17 protein-coding genes and 3 tRNA genes are annotated in these 16,912 nt (G+C 39.0%); 16 read left to right on the top strand and 4 right to left on the bottom strand.

What is annotated here, in order from left to right; all coding sequences use genetic code 11:
• Nucleotides 1-93: 93 nt before the first annotated feature.
• Nucleotides 94-375, bottom strand: a complete 282-nt coding sequence (locus tag FLK20_RS08925; protein WP_152656230.1) for a DUF2624 domain-containing protein — start codon at nucleotides 373-375, stop codon at nucleotides 94-96.
• 175 nt (nucleotides 376-550) lie between these two features.
• On the opposite strand from FLK20_RS08925, the gene FLK20_RS08920 reads away from it, so the two are divergent.
• The gene (locus FLK20_RS08920; RefSeq protein WP_152656229.1) at nucleotides 551-919 is read left to right on the top strand and encodes a hypothetical protein; all 369 of its coding nucleotides are present in this window, start codon (nucleotides 551-553) and stop codon (nucleotides 917-919) included.
• An 87-nt stretch (nucleotides 920-1,006) separates the two neighbouring features.
• Here FLK20_RS08920 and FLK20_RS08915 read toward each other — a convergent pair whose 3' ends face one another.
• Complete coding sequence (locus tag FLK20_RS08915) at nucleotides 1,007-1,330, bottom strand: hypothetical protein (protein WP_152656228.1); 324 nt, start codon at nucleotides 1,328-1,330, stop codon at nucleotides 1,007-1,009.
• 398 nt (nucleotides 1,331-1,728) lie between these two features.
• On the opposite strand from FLK20_RS08915, the gene FLK20_RS08910 reads away from it, so the two are divergent.
• The 8 genes from FLK20_RS08910 to FLK20_RS08875 all read left to right on the top strand — a co-directional run bounded on the left by FLK20_RS08910 (nucleotide 1,729) and on the right by FLK20_RS08875 (nucleotide 9,643).
• Nucleotides 1,729-2,364, top strand: a complete 636-nt coding sequence (locus FLK20_RS08910; RefSeq protein WP_152656227.1) for an NfeD family protein — start codon at nucleotides 1,729-1,731, stop codon at nucleotides 2,362-2,364.
• Nucleotides 2,365-2,628: 264 nt separating this feature from the next.
• Nucleotides 2,629-4,257 carry a Na/Pi cotransporter family protein gene (locus FLK20_RS08905; RefSeq protein WP_152656226.1) on the top strand — a complete coding sequence of 543 codons (1,629 nt, stop codon included), beginning with the start codon at nucleotides 2,629-2,631 and terminating at the stop codon, nucleotides 4,255-4,257.
• 466 nt (nucleotides 4,258-4,723) lie between these two features.
• Nucleotides 4,724-4,790: transfer RNA gene (locus FLK20_RS08900), tRNA-Asn, on the top strand.
• Nucleotides 4,791-4,801: 11 nt separating this feature from the next.
• A tRNA-Ser gene (locus FLK20_RS08895) sits at nucleotides 4,802-4,894 on the top strand.
• A 54-nt stretch (nucleotides 4,895-4,948) separates the two neighbouring features.
• Nucleotides 4,949-5,021: transfer RNA gene (locus FLK20_RS08890), tRNA-Phe, on the top strand.
• Nucleotides 5,022-5,254: 233 nt separating this feature from the next.
• Complete coding sequence (gene sodA, locus FLK20_RS08885) at nucleotides 5,255-5,866, top strand: superoxide dismutase SodA (protein ID WP_152656225.1); 612 nt, start codon at nucleotides 5,255-5,257, stop codon at nucleotides 5,864-5,866.
• A gap of 105 nt (nucleotides 5,867-5,971) precedes the next feature.
• A complete protein-coding gene (locus FLK20_RS08880) occupies nucleotides 5,972-7,249 on the top strand; it encodes an MFS transporter (RefSeq protein WP_152656224.1) in 1,278 nt (425 codons plus the stop codon).
• Nucleotides 7,250-7,543: 294 nt separating this feature from the next.
• Entirely contained in the window at nucleotides 7,544-9,643 is a 2,100-nt protein-coding gene (locus FLK20_RS08875) for a peptidoglycan D,D-transpeptidase FtsI family protein (protein WP_370453178.1), read from the top strand.
• A 136-nt stretch (nucleotides 9,644-9,779) separates the two neighbouring features.
• On the opposite strand, the gene FLK20_RS21880 is transcribed toward FLK20_RS08875, so the two are convergent.
• Together FLK20_RS21880 and FLK20_RS08865 are read right to left on the bottom strand one after the other, a co-directional pair.
• Nucleotides 9,780-10,400, bottom strand: a complete 621-nt coding sequence (locus FLK20_RS21880; RefSeq protein WP_227994942.1) for an endolytic transglycosylase MltG — start codon at nucleotides 10,398-10,400, stop codon at nucleotides 9,780-9,782.
• Nucleotides 10,401-10,412: 12 nt separating this feature from the next.
• Entirely contained in the window at nucleotides 10,413-10,643 is a 231-nt protein-coding gene (locus tag FLK20_RS08865; RefSeq protein WP_152656222.1) for a hypothetical protein, read from the bottom strand.
• A 237-nt stretch (nucleotides 10,644-10,880) separates the two neighbouring features.
• Here FLK20_RS08865 and rpmG point away from each other — a divergent pair, with 237 nt between their 5' ends.
• The 7 genes from rpmG to FLK20_RS08835 all read left to right on the top strand — a co-directional run bounded on the left by rpmG (nucleotide 10,881) and on the right by FLK20_RS08835 (nucleotide 16,723).
• Nucleotides 10,881-11,030 (top strand): 50S ribosomal protein L33, encoded by a 150-nt coding sequence (rpmG, locus tag FLK20_RS08860; RefSeq protein WP_152656221.1) that lies wholly within the window; start codon nucleotides 10,881-10,883, stop codon nucleotides 11,028-11,030.
• Nucleotides 11,031-11,116: 86 nt separating this feature from the next.
• Nucleotides 11,117-11,695, top strand: coding sequence for a 5-formyltetrahydrofolate cyclo-ligase (locus tag FLK20_RS08855; protein WP_194165585.1), 579 nt, complete (start codon nucleotides 11,117-11,119; stop codon nucleotides 11,693-11,695).
• An 83-nt stretch (nucleotides 11,696-11,778) separates the two neighbouring features.
• On the top strand, nucleotides 11,779-11,949 hold the full coding sequence (locus FLK20_RS21605; RefSeq protein ID WP_194165584.1) for a hypothetical protein: 171 nt from the start codon (nucleotides 11,779-11,781) through the stop codon (nucleotides 11,947-11,949).
• A 410-nt stretch (nucleotides 11,950-12,359) separates the two neighbouring features.
• Nucleotides 12,360-13,907, top strand: a complete 1,548-nt coding sequence (locus tag FLK20_RS08850; protein ID WP_152656219.1) for a rhomboid family intramembrane serine protease — start codon at nucleotides 12,360-12,362, stop codon at nucleotides 13,905-13,907.
• Nucleotides 13,908-14,045: 138 nt separating this feature from the next.
• Nucleotides 14,046-15,491: a spore germination protein gene (locus FLK20_RS08845; RefSeq protein ID WP_152656507.1), complete on the top strand. Its 1,446-nt coding sequence runs from the start codon at nucleotides 14,046-14,048 to the stop codon at nucleotides 15,489-15,491.
• Nucleotides 15,492-15,558: 67 nt separating this feature from the next.
• Nucleotides 15,559-15,771 (top strand): YqgQ family protein, encoded by a 213-nt coding sequence (locus tag FLK20_RS08840; RefSeq protein ID WP_152656218.1) that lies wholly within the window; start codon nucleotides 15,559-15,561, stop codon nucleotides 15,769-15,771.
• Complete coding sequence (locus FLK20_RS08835; RefSeq protein ID WP_152656217.1) at nucleotides 15,764-16,723, top strand: ROK family glucokinase; 960 nt, start codon at nucleotides 15,764-15,766, stop codon at nucleotides 16,721-16,723. The genes FLK20_RS08840 and FLK20_RS08835 overlap by 8 nt, the downstream gene beginning before the upstream one ends.
• Nucleotides 16,724-16,912: the final 189 nt, after the last annotated feature.

Genomic DNA, 16,912 nt, shown 5'->3' with positions numbered 1-16,912 from the left:
GGTTTGGATGGGACGAGTAATCGCACCCAATCCAGACCCCGGCTGACGCAATTCTGCGTCTTTCAGGCTTGGCTTGCCAAGTTTTTTATCTAACTAAAATAAATGCTCCATCCCATAGGATTTAATCACCTCATCCATCAGCTGCTGTGCTGCTGCTGCTGTTTTTGGATCTGTAATCTTTGCAAGCTCTGTCATAAAACGCTCACGATCTGCCTGATCAAAAGGATTAGGGGAAGAGGCTCTTAAATAGTTCACGATTCTGTCAGCTTGTGTAGGTGTAATGGAAAAGCCATACTCACTGCTATAGTGTAAAATTTCCTCTGAGGTTAATTTCCGTAATTTATTTTTAATCATTTCTTTTATAAAAAAAGACATAAGACCGCTCCTTTGTAAATATAATTTTAATCTTATTTTCTTCCATCATGTAAATATATGCAGGCAACAAAATGATTATACCATTCTTTGCTAAAAGTTCCGCATGATACCTGTATGAAATACGATTAACTTCGTAAGCTAACCGTATAATTCTAAAGTGTAAGGAGTTTATCTGATGGATAATAATGAAAAAAACAAACATATACAGGATGCGCCGAATCATGGACAGAGACCAAAGACTGAGGATACAGACAGAAAATTAGACAGTAAAAGAATGGAGGAGTTTTCCGCTGAGCTTACCGAAGCTGACCTGCCAGAATTTGAAGAAGAAAGCGGGGTTAACCCGGGAACATTATATGGCTGGGGAAGTATTGTTTTAGCGGTTATTTCCTTCTTTACCTGGCCAATTATGTTAGGGGCAGCCAGTATTGTATTTGGTTTTGTGGCACGAAGCAGAGGGACAAATATACTTGGAATCATTGGTATTATAGCAGGAATTCTCTCATTAATTTCCGCCTTTTTTGTGATACCATTTTTTTCTTAGGAGGAATCCCGGGTTGTATAAGAAATAAGCATATATATAATAAGAACCAAGGCATCGCCGAAAGGATGAGTAGATGCCTTGGTTCTCTTATTCGGGCTGAAATCGAGGGAAATAGTAAATTTCATGAGCATGGAGTTCATTGGCGTAAGCGGTTGGATTTAATGCTTCAAAAGCTTTTAAAATGTTTTCAACAGATACAGAATTGGCAGATGTTGTTTGAATTTCTTCCGTAATACTGAGGACAGTATCTCCTGGATTTATTTTCACCGGAACAGCTTCAAACGGCGGCAGGTTTGATTTCTCGTTATTTGAAAAGGTGTTTGTCCCATCAGACTGAGCTAAATCTTGAAAAATACTGACTGCAACTAATATAATAAAGGTAATCAGGGAAATTCTACGCAAAAATTCCATAAAAATTCTCCTTTAATGAAACTATTTATTTACCTCATACGTACATATAATTGTAAGAGGATATTCAAAAAGTCCAACAAAAATGACGCGGTGGGAAAAAAGGAACTTCTACTAAGAACTCCCACGTCGTATGGACAACACAGAAGTCATCACATCGTGTGAAAGCCTGTTCGTAAAAAGCACGGTGCTTTGAACTTTCGACGCACAGCTTTTTTACGATGGGACGAGTAACTGCAACGCTTTTGAGGGGCGAGTAATCCCCAGTCCCAAATGTTTTTGATGGGACGATTAATCTTAGGCCCCGGAACATCGCGTTCTTAGCCGACTGGTGCTTTTTATCGGCCATTTTGAACAAGTATAAGTATTATAAGCAGGATAATGGAGAGGATGTGAAATGTATGGATATCGTTGAATTTCAATGGATTGGATTTCTTGCCTTATTTTTCGGAACTTTATTTATATTAGGTGAAATATTTGTAAATATGCGTGGTATTTTTGGTGTATTGGGGTTAGGATTTATAACTGTTTATTTTACCATCTATACAGAAACCAACTCTGTCTTACTCATGTTTATTATTTATTTCCTGGGAATATTACTGATTATTATTGATGGAAAAGTGTTGAATGATGGTACGCTGGCTACGATCGGGCTGGTCTTGATGATTGTCGCTGTCGCATTGCCGCAGCCAGATTTGGCAAGCGGTCTCTATGCGGTAATTAGTATCATTGTTGGATCATTTTCATCGCTGGTGTTTTTAAAGGTATTTAAACGAAGGCAGATGTGGACGAAAATCGCGTTGGTCGATCAGCTTACCAAGGAGCAGGGCTACAGTTCGCTCAGTAAAGAGTATGAAGACTTATTAGGAGAAGAAGGGGTTGCCCTGACCGATTTTAGACCTTCTGGCACGATTGAAGTAAATAAAAAACATTACAGCGCTGTGTCTGGCGGACGCTGGATTAAAAAAGGCACGCGAATTAAAGTGGTTGCAGTAGACGGCACCAGTGTGCGCGTGGAGGAGTTGCAAGAAGATTAGCTGAATAGAAATTCCCTGAAACAGGATTCATTTCATTAATTTGGATATGAATCCTGTATTTGTATGCAATGATCCCTGGAATTATACATGTTTTAAACAAAAAAACACAAACTAAGCATCCCTTTTTATGTGAATGTAAACAAATATTAAATCTATGTAAATTTTTCTTCATATATATTTACATTCTCTTTAGAATCATCAATAATGGATGAGGCACAAATTTCTACAAAAGTTTACATAAGAGGTAGAAGGGATGAAGTTTTCGTGGATATCGATGTTCAAAAGTTAATTATTGAGTTTATTGGAGGAATCGGTATATTCCTGATGGGGATAAAAATGATGGGGGATGGCCTGCAAAAATCTGCCGGCGACCGATTACGGGATATTTTAGACCGGTTTACCAGTAATCCATTTTTAGGAGTACTTGCCGGTATTCTGGTAACAATACTTATTCAGAGCAGTTCAGGTACTACTGTTTTAACGGTAGGGCTGGTAAATGCAGGGTTTATGACACTTAGACAGGCAATTGGTGTGATTATGGGTGCCAATATTGGTACGACTGCCACAGCGTTTATTATCGGGATTGACATTGGAGAATATTCGTTACTTATTTTGGCACTGGGTGCATTTACAATCTTTTTCTTTAAAAAGCAAAAAATTATTGCTGTCGGACAGGCATTATTTGGGTTCGGTTCTTTATTCTTCGGACTCGAATTAATGAGCAGTGGAATGGCACCGCTCCGTTCTTTACAGGCATTTCAGGATTTGACTGTTTCCATGAGTGATACACCAATTCTCGGTGTAGTAATTGGTACAGTCTTTACAGTAATTGTTCAAAGTTCTACTGCAACCATTGGTATTTTGCAGGGGTTATTTGCACAAGGAGCTATTGAATTAGATGCGGCAATTCCAGTACTGTTTGGTGATAATATCGGTACAACGATTACTGCAGTTATAGCAAGTATTGGAACATCTGTAGCTGCGAAACGTGCAGCATATACACATGTAACTTTCAACTTAATTGGTGCAATTATCTTTATGCTGCTGTTAGTACCATTTACAAGCTTTATCGGTTATTTAGAAACAGCGTTGAATCTCAATAAGGAAATGACAATTGCATTTGCCCATGGAAGCTATAATATAGCAAATACAATTATTCAATTTCCTTTTATCGGCTTTTTGGCATGGCTTGTTACGAAGCTTGTACCCGGTGATGATGTAGTTATTGAGTATAAGCCGAAGCATTTGGATTCAATTTTCCTTCAGCAGTCTTCCTCATTGGCACTCGGTCAGGCTAAACTGGAAGTCGTCCGTATGGGAAAATATGCGTATCAAGGGTTGGAAGAGGCGCATAATTATGTAACTACGCAAAATCCGAAAAGCTCAGAGATGTCCTTGCAAATTGAAGGTGCGATCAATAATCTTGATCGTAAAATTACGGAGTATTTAGTGGATATTGCTTCTACCAATTTAACAGAGGATGAAAGTGTGGAGCATACCAGCTTAATGAGCACCATCCGTGATATCGAACGAATTGGCGATCATTTTGAGAATGTTGTTGAATTAGTGGATTATAAAATGTCCAATAAAGTTTCTCTGACGGACCAAGCGTTAGAAGATTTAAATAAGATGTTTGATTTAACGTATATGACAGTAAAACAAGCAGTGGAGTCGCTGGAGACAAGTGATAGAGAATCGGCGTTAGAGGTTATTCAAAAAGAAGACCAAATTGATAAGATGGAGCGCAAATTCCGTAAAAATCATATTATTCGTATGAATGAAGGGATTTGTAATGGAACAGCCGGCATTGTTTTTGTTGATATTCTAAGTAATTTAGAACGAATTGGCGACCATGCTGTAAATATTGCTCAGAACGTCCTGGGTGAACATTAATTATAAATCTGATACAAAGGCTCTGTCTGCTCAGAAGTAGCGGACAGAGCCTTTAATTTATCTGTGCTTTCCCCAATTTTGATGCACAGCGTTTTTCGATGGGACGAGTAACCGTGACGCTTTTGAGAGGGGCGAATAATCGCAGCGCCAGTTTCAAATATGTCGGGCAGGGTAAGTAACTGCTCCGCTTTCTGAAGGGACTGGGAATCGTACCCCTGTGGACAGTGCGACCTAATGGGCTTGGTTCTTTTCACCGATTTTTTGAACACAAACCGTACATCATCAAAAAATTAAATATCTTTTTAAAAGTTTTTGTTGAAATATGTTATCTTACGTGCTATTATAATTCTTGCAGTCAACTTCTGATAAAAACTTTTGCAAGACCGCAAAAAAAATGTTGACATAATCAACAGAACGTGATAAATTATATTTTGTTGCTAATTAAAAATAAACTATTTTCCACAGTAGCTCAGTCGTAGAGCAATCGGCTGTTAACCGAGCGGTCGTAGGTTCGAGTCCTGCACGGTCCACCATTATTCTTTACGGAGGTATACCCAAGTCTGGCTGAAGGGTTCGGTCTTGAAGCCCGACAGGCGGGTCAAGCCGCGCGGGGGTTCGCATCCCTCTACCTCCTCCATACATATTTTACAAGAGAATATTGTGGAGCTTTTTATACGAAAGCTTATCCTACGGCTCGGTAGCTCAGTCGGTAGAGCAGAGGACTGAAAATCCTTGTGTCGGCGGTTCGATTCCGTCCCGAGCCATCTTAAAAACAAGCATGCATGCTTGTTTTTTTGTATATTTTTTAACTTTTAAACGTGGATAACCTGAATGCGGATCTATGATGTGGCGAATAATGAACTTTATTAAAACGATTACTTTACAAGGAATAAATGATGTATTCTGGTGCAAAATATTTGCAAGAAATTCTTTCCTTTGATACCTTAATAATGGAGGATCTTAAATACCATCATTTATTTTAGAGGAGGAGTTATCCATGGCAAAATTCGAATTACCAGAACTACCTTATGCATACGATGCATTGGAACCATCTATCGATAAAGAAACAATGAACATTCACCATACGAAGCATCACAACACCTACGTGACAAAGTTAAATGATGCACTAGAAGGACATGAAGATCTGCAAAACAAATCCATTGAAGCGCTTGTGGCTGATCTGGATGCGGTTCCGGAAAGCATCCGCACAGCAGTACGCAATAATGGAGGCGGACATGCTAACCACAGCTTTTTCTGGACGTTATTATCTCCAAATGGCGGCGGTGAGCCGGCAGGAGAGCTGGCTGATAAAATCAACAGCAAATTCGGCTCCTTTGATCAGTTTAAAGAAGACTTTGCAGCGGCAGCAGCCGGACGTTTCGGTTCAGGCTGGGCATGGCTCGTATTAAATAACGGTGAGCTTGAAATTACAAGCACGCCAAACCAGGATTCCCCATTAACAGAAGGGAAGACACCATTATTAGGATTAGATGTATGGGAGCATGCATACTATCTTAAATATCAAAACAAACGCCCGGAATATATTTCTGCATTCTGGAATGTAGTAAGCTGGGATCAAGTAGCAAGTAACTACGAAGCTGCGAAATAATAATGAATAATACAAAAAGCTTGCAGTTAACTTTACGTTTCTGCAAGCTTTTTGTATAGATACGATTCCTTCGCTAAAAATAGAAAGTGAAGGAGTCGTTTTCTTATGCAATTACACCAGCAATATAGAAGATATAAACAACAAAAAGATGAATATCGGGATCTTTGGATTCTCCTGCTTATCGGTGTTCTGTATGCTGCAGGAATCTTTTTATCCAATACCTTTGTCAATGTCTATCTTTGGAAGCAATCCGGGGACTTTTTTGTGATTGCCAATTATCATTTAGCAAGCTATGTATTCCAGGCGTTATCTTTTATTTATGCGGGAAAATTATCTAAAAAAATCGATCGCATCATTATATTACGAATTGGTATTCTTTTCTTATGCTTCTTTTTCTTATTCGTCCTTTGGATTGGCGAATTGGCAGCATATTATAATTTTATTCTCGGCTGTTTATTAGGAATCGGCTATGGTTTTTTCTGGCTGGCGTATTATGTGCTGACATTTGAAATAACGGAGCCGGATACAAGGGATTGGTTTAATAGTATTTCAGGGACACTTACATCATTTGCCGGTATGGTTGGTCCCTTGCTTGCAGGATGGATGATTTCAAAAATGGCCGGTGATGTTGGGTACACGGTTATTTTTATTATCTCTTTAACCTTATTTATTGCTGCTATTATTGCCAGTTTTTTTATCATACGAAAAGGCAGCAGGGGGAGCTTTGCTTTAGCTGCTGTCATTAATGAAAGAAAGAGAAATAAAAATTGGCGGCGCATTTTACATGCTCATTTTTTCCAAGGACTGAGAGAAGGAATTTACGGGTTTTATATTACCATCTGGATTTTTCTGGTTACCAACAGTGAGCTAGTTTTAGGGGTTTTCAATTTATTTCTTTCCGGATTATCGATTATTTTTTATTTTGTCGCTTTGAAATGGATTAAGCCGGCTTTACGGAAAAAGGCTATTTTATTTGGCGGTATCCTGCTGTTTGCGTCTATATTTATTATTATTTTTGAAATGAGCCTGCTCTGGTTAATTGTGTACGCAATCATTATTGGTATTGCTTTTCCCATTCTGACAGTTCCGTATCAATCACTGACCTATGATGTTATCGGCAGGGCGCGAATGGTAAGTGAGAGAAGAGTGGAGTATATTGTTGTCCGGGAAATTTATTTGAATCTGGGAAGAATTGCATCGATTGCTGTATTTATATTTGGTATGCTTCTATTCCCGCATGATACGATTATACCAGCATTATTGATTGTATTTGGAGCAGGACATGCGATCATTTATTTTTGCATCCGAAATATTTTTATTGGACCGGCAAAAAAACAAAAAATCGCATTAAAAGAAGATTTTACGGACGAAAAAAGTCGTTAAATGTGGTAAAATCAAACAGTAGTCCTTATTGCAGTTTGGCTGTAAGACTCCGACTATAAGAAATAAGGAAGTATATCACTTCTAAGCGGAATATCTAAATGCCCGTAACAGCCCGATTGGTTAACGAACAACGGTTTTGATGGGGCGAATAATCGCAGTTTAAGCCTTATTCGCTCCACAATATAATTTAGGTGTTTAAAAAGATGCATATACATGATTTGTTGCTTATACTTTTAAAAGAGCCATATAAGGTAATGCTTTGTAAGCTTAAAATATATGCGAAGGAGGAAAAAAGTGGTAGACAAGAAGAAAAAGAAAAAACGGGCGCAGCTTCCTATTCGTATGAATATTCTTTTCTTTGCTATTTTCTTATTATTTTCTGCACTCATACTTCAGCTGGGTGTCGTTCAGATTTTAAATGGGGAAGCCTATCAGGATGAAATTGAGAGAACCAATTTAGATACAACGAGTGTGCCTGTACCGCGGGGGAAGATTTTTGATACGAATGGACAAATTATTGTAGATAATGAAGCGATGTATTCCATTACGTATACCCCTCCTAAAGGTGTTCAGGCAGAAGATCGTCTAAAGGTAGCGGAAAAATTAGCGCAATATATTAATATGAGTGATAATGAAAAAATAATGAATCGCATCACTGACAGGGATAAAAGAGAATATTATTTATTGTTGCATCAAGAAGAGATAGAAGAAAGATTGGAAGAAATTGAGACCGAGGAGATGGAGAATTCCGAGGTGTATAATGCAACGCTCGAATTAATTACCGATGAAGAAATTGCAGATTTTTCAGATGAAGAAATGGAAATTATTGCGATTAAAAAAGAGCTGGATAAAGCATATGCGCTGACGCCACAGGTTGTGAAAAACGAAGGTGTGACAGCAGAGGAATATGCTTCCGTAGCAGAAAATCTGGATGAATTGCCTGGTATTAACGCTACTACGGATTGGAATCGTGTTTATCCAAACGGAAATACGTTAACAAGTATTTTAGGCAGTATTTCAAGCCAGGAGCAGGGTATTCCCGCAGAAGATTTGAGCGCCTATCTGACAAAAGGGTACAGTCGGAATGATCGTGTCGGCAGAAGTGGTCTGGAAGAGCAGTATGAAGACTTTCTGCGCGGACGGAAAGAGCAAATCCAATATACAACCCGGCAAAATGGGTCGATTGTCGGATCAGAGACCATTGTTGCAGGAGAACGGGGCAAAGATTTAGTTTTAACAACTGATTTAGATTTTCAAAAAGAAGTGGATGATATTATATTAGATGAGATGCAGTCGATGAAATCAAGAAGCCCCTACGCGAACCGGTTTGCCACAAACGCTTATGCTGTTGTGATGAACCCGAAAACCGGAGAGCTTCTGGCAATATCCGGCGTGGATTATGATGCAGAGAAGGATGAATATAATGATGCGGCGTTTATGGCTCTGGCCAATGCGCACGAACCTGGTTCGAGTATCAAAGGAGCAACGATTCTGGCTGGTTATGACTCGGATGTTCTTTCACCCGGAGAAGTCTTCAATGATGCCCCGATGCAGCTTGCGGGAAGTGAAGTGAAGAAATCTGTTTCACCGATGGGAGCAGTGGATGATTTAAGTGCTTTAGAGAGGTCTTCTAACGTATATATGTTTTATGTTGCTTTACGGTTAGGCGGAGATTATCGTTATCCAATGCCGCATAATGCAAGTTTAGGTATTGATATGAAATCAACCTTACAAACTCTGCAAAATTACTTTAACCAGTTTGGTTTAGGAGCGACAACAGGTATTGATTATCCATATGAAAATACGGGGTATAGAGGAGATACACCGGATAACCCTGGTAATATCCTTGACTTTGCTATTGGTCAGTATGATACGTATACTACCCTGCAGCTGGCGCAATATGTATCTACCATTGCCAACGACGGCTATCGTGTCCAGCCTCATTTCTTAAAGCAGGTCCACGACCCCATTGCTTCTTTAGATGAGCTTGGACCATTGTATTATTCAAAAAATACAACGGTAATGAACCGGGTAAATATGACAGATGATGAAATTAGCCGTGTGCAGGAAGGCTTCCGCCGTGCCTATCAAGGATCACAGGGGACAGGGCGTGGTTTTTTTCAAAATAAGTCCTATAATCCGGCTGGTAAAACAGGTACAGCAGAGACAGCGGAATTTGTCGATGGAGAGAAGTTTGATTTGAATAATTTAACGCTGGTCGGCTATGCACCGTTTGATGAGCCAGAAGTTGCCTTTGCGGTTGTGGTTCCCAATGTTGGGATCAGTGAAGGAAATCAAATCAATTTAAGAATCGGCGAACGTATTTTAGATACGTATTTTGAAATCAAAGAAGAGCATGATGAAGAAGCAGAGGATAGTGAAGAGGAAGAATAAAAAACTTCCACCCAAGTGAATGGGTGGAAGTTTTTTATTTAAGAAAGTACAAAGCTTTTAGGAAATCAAGTGTGGTTTTGATGGGGCGAATCCCAGTTCTCCTGGCTTACCACGTTTTCTTTCAAAGCAGTTGATTTTATTCGGAATATGTTGTAATGATGTCACCGATCTCACTGAAGGACATCTCACTATTGATTTCGTAGGTTCCCGGCTTAACACTTCCGCTTAAATCATTATCTTCCAGGAAATCATTAAAATCCCATGCATCATCAATAAGGCCGGCATCTTCTAAAGCGTTACTGATTGTGGAAGGCGGCGCACCATCTTCTAATGTAATTTCTACTTCAATAACATCTGATTCTTCGGATACCTCTTCATCTTCATTTCCATCAGAGTTGTTATTGTTACCCTCTGCATTCTCATTGCTTTCCTCATCGCTTCCGTTTTCTTCGGATGCTTCTTCATCTTCGTCCGTACTTTCATTCTCTTCAGCGTCATTGTTTGCATCTGCTTCAGCAGCTTCATCTGCATCTGAGTCTGTCTCAGCCTCTTCCGGATCCGCTCTGCCGACAATATATGCGATATATTCGTCCTGGGTCAATACAGCATATCCTCGATCTTCGAGAACTGAAATTAACTCATCCGGCTCGGTGTCTGCCAGATTACCGGAGGATTGATTACCAAACAGATATATAGCGAGAAGCAAAGCTCCACTGGTTAACAAACCGACAGCAAACGCTCTTACATGTTGTTTCATGATAATACTCCTCTAGTTATTATTTTTAGAATGAGGCGGTATCGCATCATCTGATATTTTTTGAGGTAATAATTCTTCTTCTAAAACAGATACTTTCTTTTTCAACTGATATGTATCCTGCATGGTTGTAATTGACAATTGTTCAAGCTGGCTTTCTACTTCTTCAAGACGGTCGTTAATAAAAAACGATAGAATAAATAGAACAATGCCAATTACAATAACTGCCAAAATGGCAAATAACATTTTCTTTCCCTCCCTTTACGTATCTTTTATAGTTATACCATAAAATAAAAGCAGTGACTATGCTAAAAGCAGGAGAAATCACAATAATAGATTGCCTCAGCCTCTATAAATCAAGGCAGGAAAAGATTTATTATTCTTTTAAGAAACTTTCTTGATAAATTGAAGAAACTTTGATAATATAATTAAAGTCTGTACAGTTTTGTAAAAAGGCAAGTTGAAAAGTTTGGAGGGATAGATATGCGCGTAAATATAACGTTAGCTTGCACGGAAACAGGAGATCGTAACTATATTTCTACAAAAAACAAACGTAAAAATCCTGAGCGTATTGAGCTTATGAAATACTCACCACGTCTTAAAAAACATACCCTACACCGTGAAACAAAATAAGCAATTATAAAAAACTCTTATCTGATATACTATTGGATAAGAGTTTTTTACACTTTAAGTATAAAATGAATCGGGGTGCATCTGCCATGTCAGAAAAAAAGATAATTCGCCAAAAAATGCTGAAATATGTAAGCAGGCTGTCTGAGTATGAACGAAAAAAGATAGAAGAAAAAATGCAGCAGCAATTATTTGCAAATCCTGTATTTCAGCAGGCATCAACGATTGGAATTACCATTTCAACAGCTATAGAGTGGAATACATATCCAATTATTGAAAAAGCGTGGGAACAAGGTAAGGTAGTTGCATCCCCCAAATGTATTGTAAAAACAAAAGAAATGCAATATTATGCTTGGCGTCAGGCAAATCAAATTCAAGATGGTTATGCAGGGATAAAGGAACCAATTCCTGAAAAAACAAAGCCAATCCAGTCAAATGTGATTGATTTGCTGCTTGTGCCGGGGGTTGTCTTTGATAAGGACGGTTACCGGATTGGCTATGGAGGCGGGTATTATGATCGAATGCTGGCTGATTATACAGGAGCAACAATTGCGCTTTGCAGTGAACAGCAAATTGTCGACAAAATTCCAAGAGCAAGCTATGATTTGCCTGTGGAACAGATGATAACAGAGGAACGTATGATAAAAATACCTAAACAGCATATCTAATGCATAAGATTCCTTCCTTTGTTGACAATAAATGATGTGAAAGAAAAAACGGATAACATCATTTATCAAAGGAGGCCGGCAATATGCTGCGTATGATTTTTATGATTGTCATGATTCTCTCTGTGCTTATCATTTTTATGAAATGGAGATACCGGATTTTAAATAGCCTGTTAAGTTGGAAACAAGGAAGGAAGTTTTTAGTTCCGCTGATTGGGAAAATTATTTTGTTGAAAAAGAAAAAGGAAGCAGTTTAAACGAATATACCATCAGCTTTGTACGAAATAAATAATGTATTCTCTCTTTGCCGCCGGCTATTATCATCAGAAAATATTCATCCATTTCTTTGATGCGGCATAAAGAAGTTTTTTGACGATGATAGCTTCTGCTGTATCGCAGTGTAACCGGCTGTAAGACTTCTGCTTCAAGCAATAAGGAATCGTGTCATTTCAAATCTGACAGTCAGTAACCGTCCGGTTGGTTCGGATCTACGGGAGACAGACCACAAAGGGCATGCGACATGAGGTCGCGCACTCAGCCTTTGTTCCTTGGTCTCAAGCGGGGGAGAGAGATGAAAAGAGAGCCCGCTCCATGCAGTTTCACTTTGTGACGATGGTTGCGCCCGATTATAAATATTTGGTATGCTTCAATGAGGGGAGGATGATTTATGGACATACCAATGCAATATCGAGCGTACGAGCTAGTGAAAAAATTAACGGAACAAGGATTTCGAATTATTGCTGGTGACTATAAAACGGATGAAATATGGCTCGAGCGGAAAATAGACAGGAAATCCGCTATCGTTCGTGTGAAGCCGCAAACTTTTGATTGGGCCAATCGTCTGCGGCAGGATCTGCAAATTGCTTATCAGCAGATGCAGCGGATAAGACAAGCTATTGCAAGACCAAATGCCACATTTTATTCCATTTATATAGCGCAGGAGCAGCCCGTTGATGATTGGGAAGATTTAAAAGAACCACAAGGTGAAGGAACAAAGAAATCTCCGAAGATGCACGTATATTATCTTGTGGACGGAGACGAAACAGAAAAGATGAGCCAATTAAATCAGGATTTACATATTTCCTTGCCTTTAGACAAAGAAAGGCATCTCACAGATACGGAGAAAGAAGCCGCAGCGAATGACAGCAAGAATATGCTGTTTCAAAAAATACAGGAAGAGCAGGATAAGCGCAAAAAGATATTTTCATTTTCTAAACCGTTATTTACATATATACTTATAGCTTTAAATGTACTCATCTTTATTTTTCAGCTGACAAGTGGAGATATGGAGAGCATACGGCATTTAATTGATTTGGGAGCAAACTATAATGTTCTTGTCATGGAAGGGGAATGGTGGAGATTTTTCACATCCATGTTTTTACATCTTGATTTTCTCCATTTAATGATGAATATGCTTGCCCTATTTTATCTTGGGACAACTATTGAGCGGGTTTTTGGAAGAATCCGGTTTATAATGATCTATTTTCTAGGCGGTTTAACAGGTTCTATCGCCAGCTTTGCCTTTTCTATCCACGTATCCGCAGGAGCATCCGGAGCCATTTTTGCTCTGTTTGGTGCGTTGCTCTTATTTGGTCTGCTATATAAACAAATATTTTTCCAGACAATGGGTGCGCAAATTATGCTTATTTTAGGGATTAATTTGATTCTCGGGTTTACTGTTCCTGAAATTGATATGGCAGCACATCTGGGAGGGCTGGCAGGTGGATTTTTCATCGCTGCTGCTGCCTATGTTCCGAATAAAAAAAGCCGAAAGCATCAATTTCTTGGGTTGATCAGCTATCTTGTTCTCAGTCTCGGTTTATTTATTTATGGCTGGTCGTTTCAGGCGGCGTCTCCAGAGCTGAAATTAATTGAAGCAGAAAGACAAATAGAAGAAAATAACTTCACGGAGGTTATTTCTATTACAACGGAAGCCCTTGAACAGACGGATGATTCTAGTTTGATTCCATATTTTCTATTCCATCGTTCGTACGCTTATATTCAGGAATCGAAATATGTCGAAGCTGTCACAGATTTGGAAGAAGCGATTCATTATGAGGAAAGAGTACCGGAAATGTATCATAACCTGGCAGTATTATATTCGGAGCTGGGAGCAGGCACTGCGGATATTGAAGCGATTATCGATGAGGGTTTAGAATATTTTCCGGATAATGAAGAATTAACCGATTTAAAAAATCAACTGTCATCGTATTAACTAAAATCAGACTGCTAAAAAGATGCGGTCTGATTTTTTACGTGCTGTTTCGATCAGAATGTAATGTATAGTTTTCATCTGGTGATATAAACTATCTACATCCTAATCATAATTAAGGTGATAAAAGTGACGAATCAGATGAAAAAAGTAGAAGCGAACCTGGAAGCAAATGTTTCTTATTTAAAGTCTTACTTAGCAGTTGATAAAAGCTTTGATTTAATTTATTTAGATTTGAACTATGCCGGCAAAGATATGGCTATGTTTATGATTGATGGTTTTGTTAAAGATGATGTGATGTTATTTATTATGCAGTCGCTGCAAAGACTCAAGCCCAATGAACTGGATACAGATACCCTGCGAAAATTAATGAAAAGAGACATTCCCTTTATTGAAATAGAAGAAATGAAGGAAATGGATAAATTAATTGATTTTATCCTTTCTGGGGCAACGGTTTTATTTGTCGATCGTTTAGATAAAGCGATTATTATTGATGCAAGACAATATCCGGCACGATCTCCGGAGGAACCTGACCTGGAAAGGGTGGTCAGAGGGCCTCGTGATGGTTTTGTTGAAACACTTGTGTTTAATACAGCACTGACGAGGCGCCGGGTGAGGGATCGGTCTCTCAGGATGGAGTTTATGCAGGTCGGCAGGCGCTCTAAAACAGATGTTGTTATTAGTTACATAGAGGATATAGCTGACTCGAAACAAGTAGAGAAGTTAAAAGAATTAATTAATGGGATAGACACAGACGGACTTCCGATGGCAGAAAAAACACTGGAAGAATTTTTCAGCGACCGTTATTGGAACCCGTATCCGGCAGTCCGGTATACGGAACGCCCGGATACAGCTGCTTCTCATTTGCTGGAGGGGCATATTGTACTTATTATCGATGGGACACCTAGTGCGATGATTACCCAGACAACGTTCTGGCAGCATCTGCAGCATGCAGAGGAATATCGTCAAAAGCCAAGTGTCGGAGCTTATTTACGAATTGTTCGATTTATCGCCATATTTCTTTCTTTAGTTCTGCTGCCGCTATATTATCTATTTTCTGTACAGCCTGAACTATTACCGCCCGCATATTCCTTTATAGGTCCAGAGGATGCTGGGGTTATCCCATTATTGGTACAATTTTTAATCGCCGAGCTGGGGCTGGATGTTTTAAGGATGGCTTCTATCCATACACCCTCTGCACTTGGGACAGCACTCGGGTTAGTAGCTGCCATTATGATTGGGGAGGTCTCCGTACAAGTTGGCTGGTTTTCACATGAGGTGGTCTTATATATCGCCACCGCAGCAATTGGTTCCTATGCCACACCAAGCTATGAATTAGGGATGGCAAACCGTCTTGTCCGCTTATTTCTATTATTTTCCACGGCATTATTTGGTGTAAGCGGTTATGTTGCCGGTGTAACAATCTGGCTGTTGTTTTTAATCAAGATGAATACACTGAATACGCCATATTTCTGGCCGCTGGTTCCATTTTCAGCGAAGAATATGCGTGACACATTTATCCGGTTTCCATTACCAGTAAGACATCTCCGCCCATCTATATTACGACCGAAAGATCCAGATCGTTAATCCGATTTGGATCTTATTTCGATTTCCCATTTTCATGCCGTTTTGATATAATATTTTTGGTGATAACATGCAGAGTATATATGAAGTACGAAAATTGCTGATGAAATTTGGTACGTTGATTTATACAACAGACCGTTTAGGCGATTTAGAATTAATGATAATGGAAATAAATGAACTATATGAATGGAAAATGATTGATGCACAGCAATTTCAGCAAGCGGTATTGCTTCTAAAAAAAGAGATAAGAGAATATAAGAAGGAGACGGGAATAAATGAATGAACTATTAGTAGGCGTAGATGTTGGCGGAACCACTGTAAAAATTGGATTTATTACAGAACATGGAGAGATCAAAGAGAAGTGGGAAATTCCAACCGATTTAACAAATAAAGGCGCCAATATTATTTCTGATATCTGGAATAGTATTGAATCAAAATTACAGACGCCAGCATATAACAATACATCCATTAAAGGAATCGGTGTCGGGGCACCAGGGTTTGTAGATACACATGCTGGTATTATTACCGAAGCTGTCAACATTGGATGGAAAGATATTCATTTGGCTGAAGAGCTTGAAAAAATAGCGAAGGTTCCTGTGTACGTTGAAAATGATGCCAATATTGCTGTGTTAGGAGAAAACTGGGTAGGTGCAGGAAATCAATCCAGAAATTTAATCGCTATCACATTAGGAACAGGTGTCGGCGGAGGAATCATTGCAAATGGTTCGATTTTAAATGGTGCCAATGGTATGGCAGGCGAGATTGGTCATATTGAGGTACTGGAAAATGGTCATTTATGTAATTGTGGCAAAAAAGGATGCTTAGAAACAATTGCATCTGCGACTGGCATTGTCAGACAGGGAATGGAGAAGGTGCAGACAAACCCTGAATCCCGCCTGGCAAAAATATTTCAAGATAAGGGAAGTATTTCCACGCAGGATATTTTTGAACTGGCAAAGCAGGGAGATCAAGCTGCGGAGGAAATTATAGACTATACTACAGATGTTTTAGGGAAAGCAATGGCAAATATGTCGATGGTTATCAATCCTTCCAATATTTTAATAGGCGGCGGTGTTTCGAACGCGGGAGACTACTTGACCCGCGCTGTCACAAAAGCATTCGAGAGGCATGCATTGCCAAAAGTGAGTGAAGTATGTACAATTAAAGTTTGTCAGCTGGGAAATGATGCAGGTATTATTGGCGGAGCATACCTTGTGTATGAAAATAATAGTTAATTGATTTTCAGACTTGATTTTTTTAGATTATCTACTAAAATAGTAATTTATGAACGGCTATTAAAATAAAATAGTTAAATGTGAAACCTTTTACTTGCCAAATCGTATGAATAAGATGTAAAATTCTTTAACTGTAGGTTTACATTAGTTAATAAAATGGGAAGTAGTATGTTAAAGAAATTCGTATTC

The sequence above is a fragment of the Oceanobacillus sp. CFH 90083 genome, assembly GCF_009389585.1.
Taxonomy (GTDB): Bacteria; Bacillota; Bacilli; order Bacillales; family Amphibacillaceae; genus Oceanobacillus.
The sequence above is the reverse complement of the archived record's forward strand: the minus strand, read 5'-3'. Positions and strand labels throughout refer to the sequence as shown.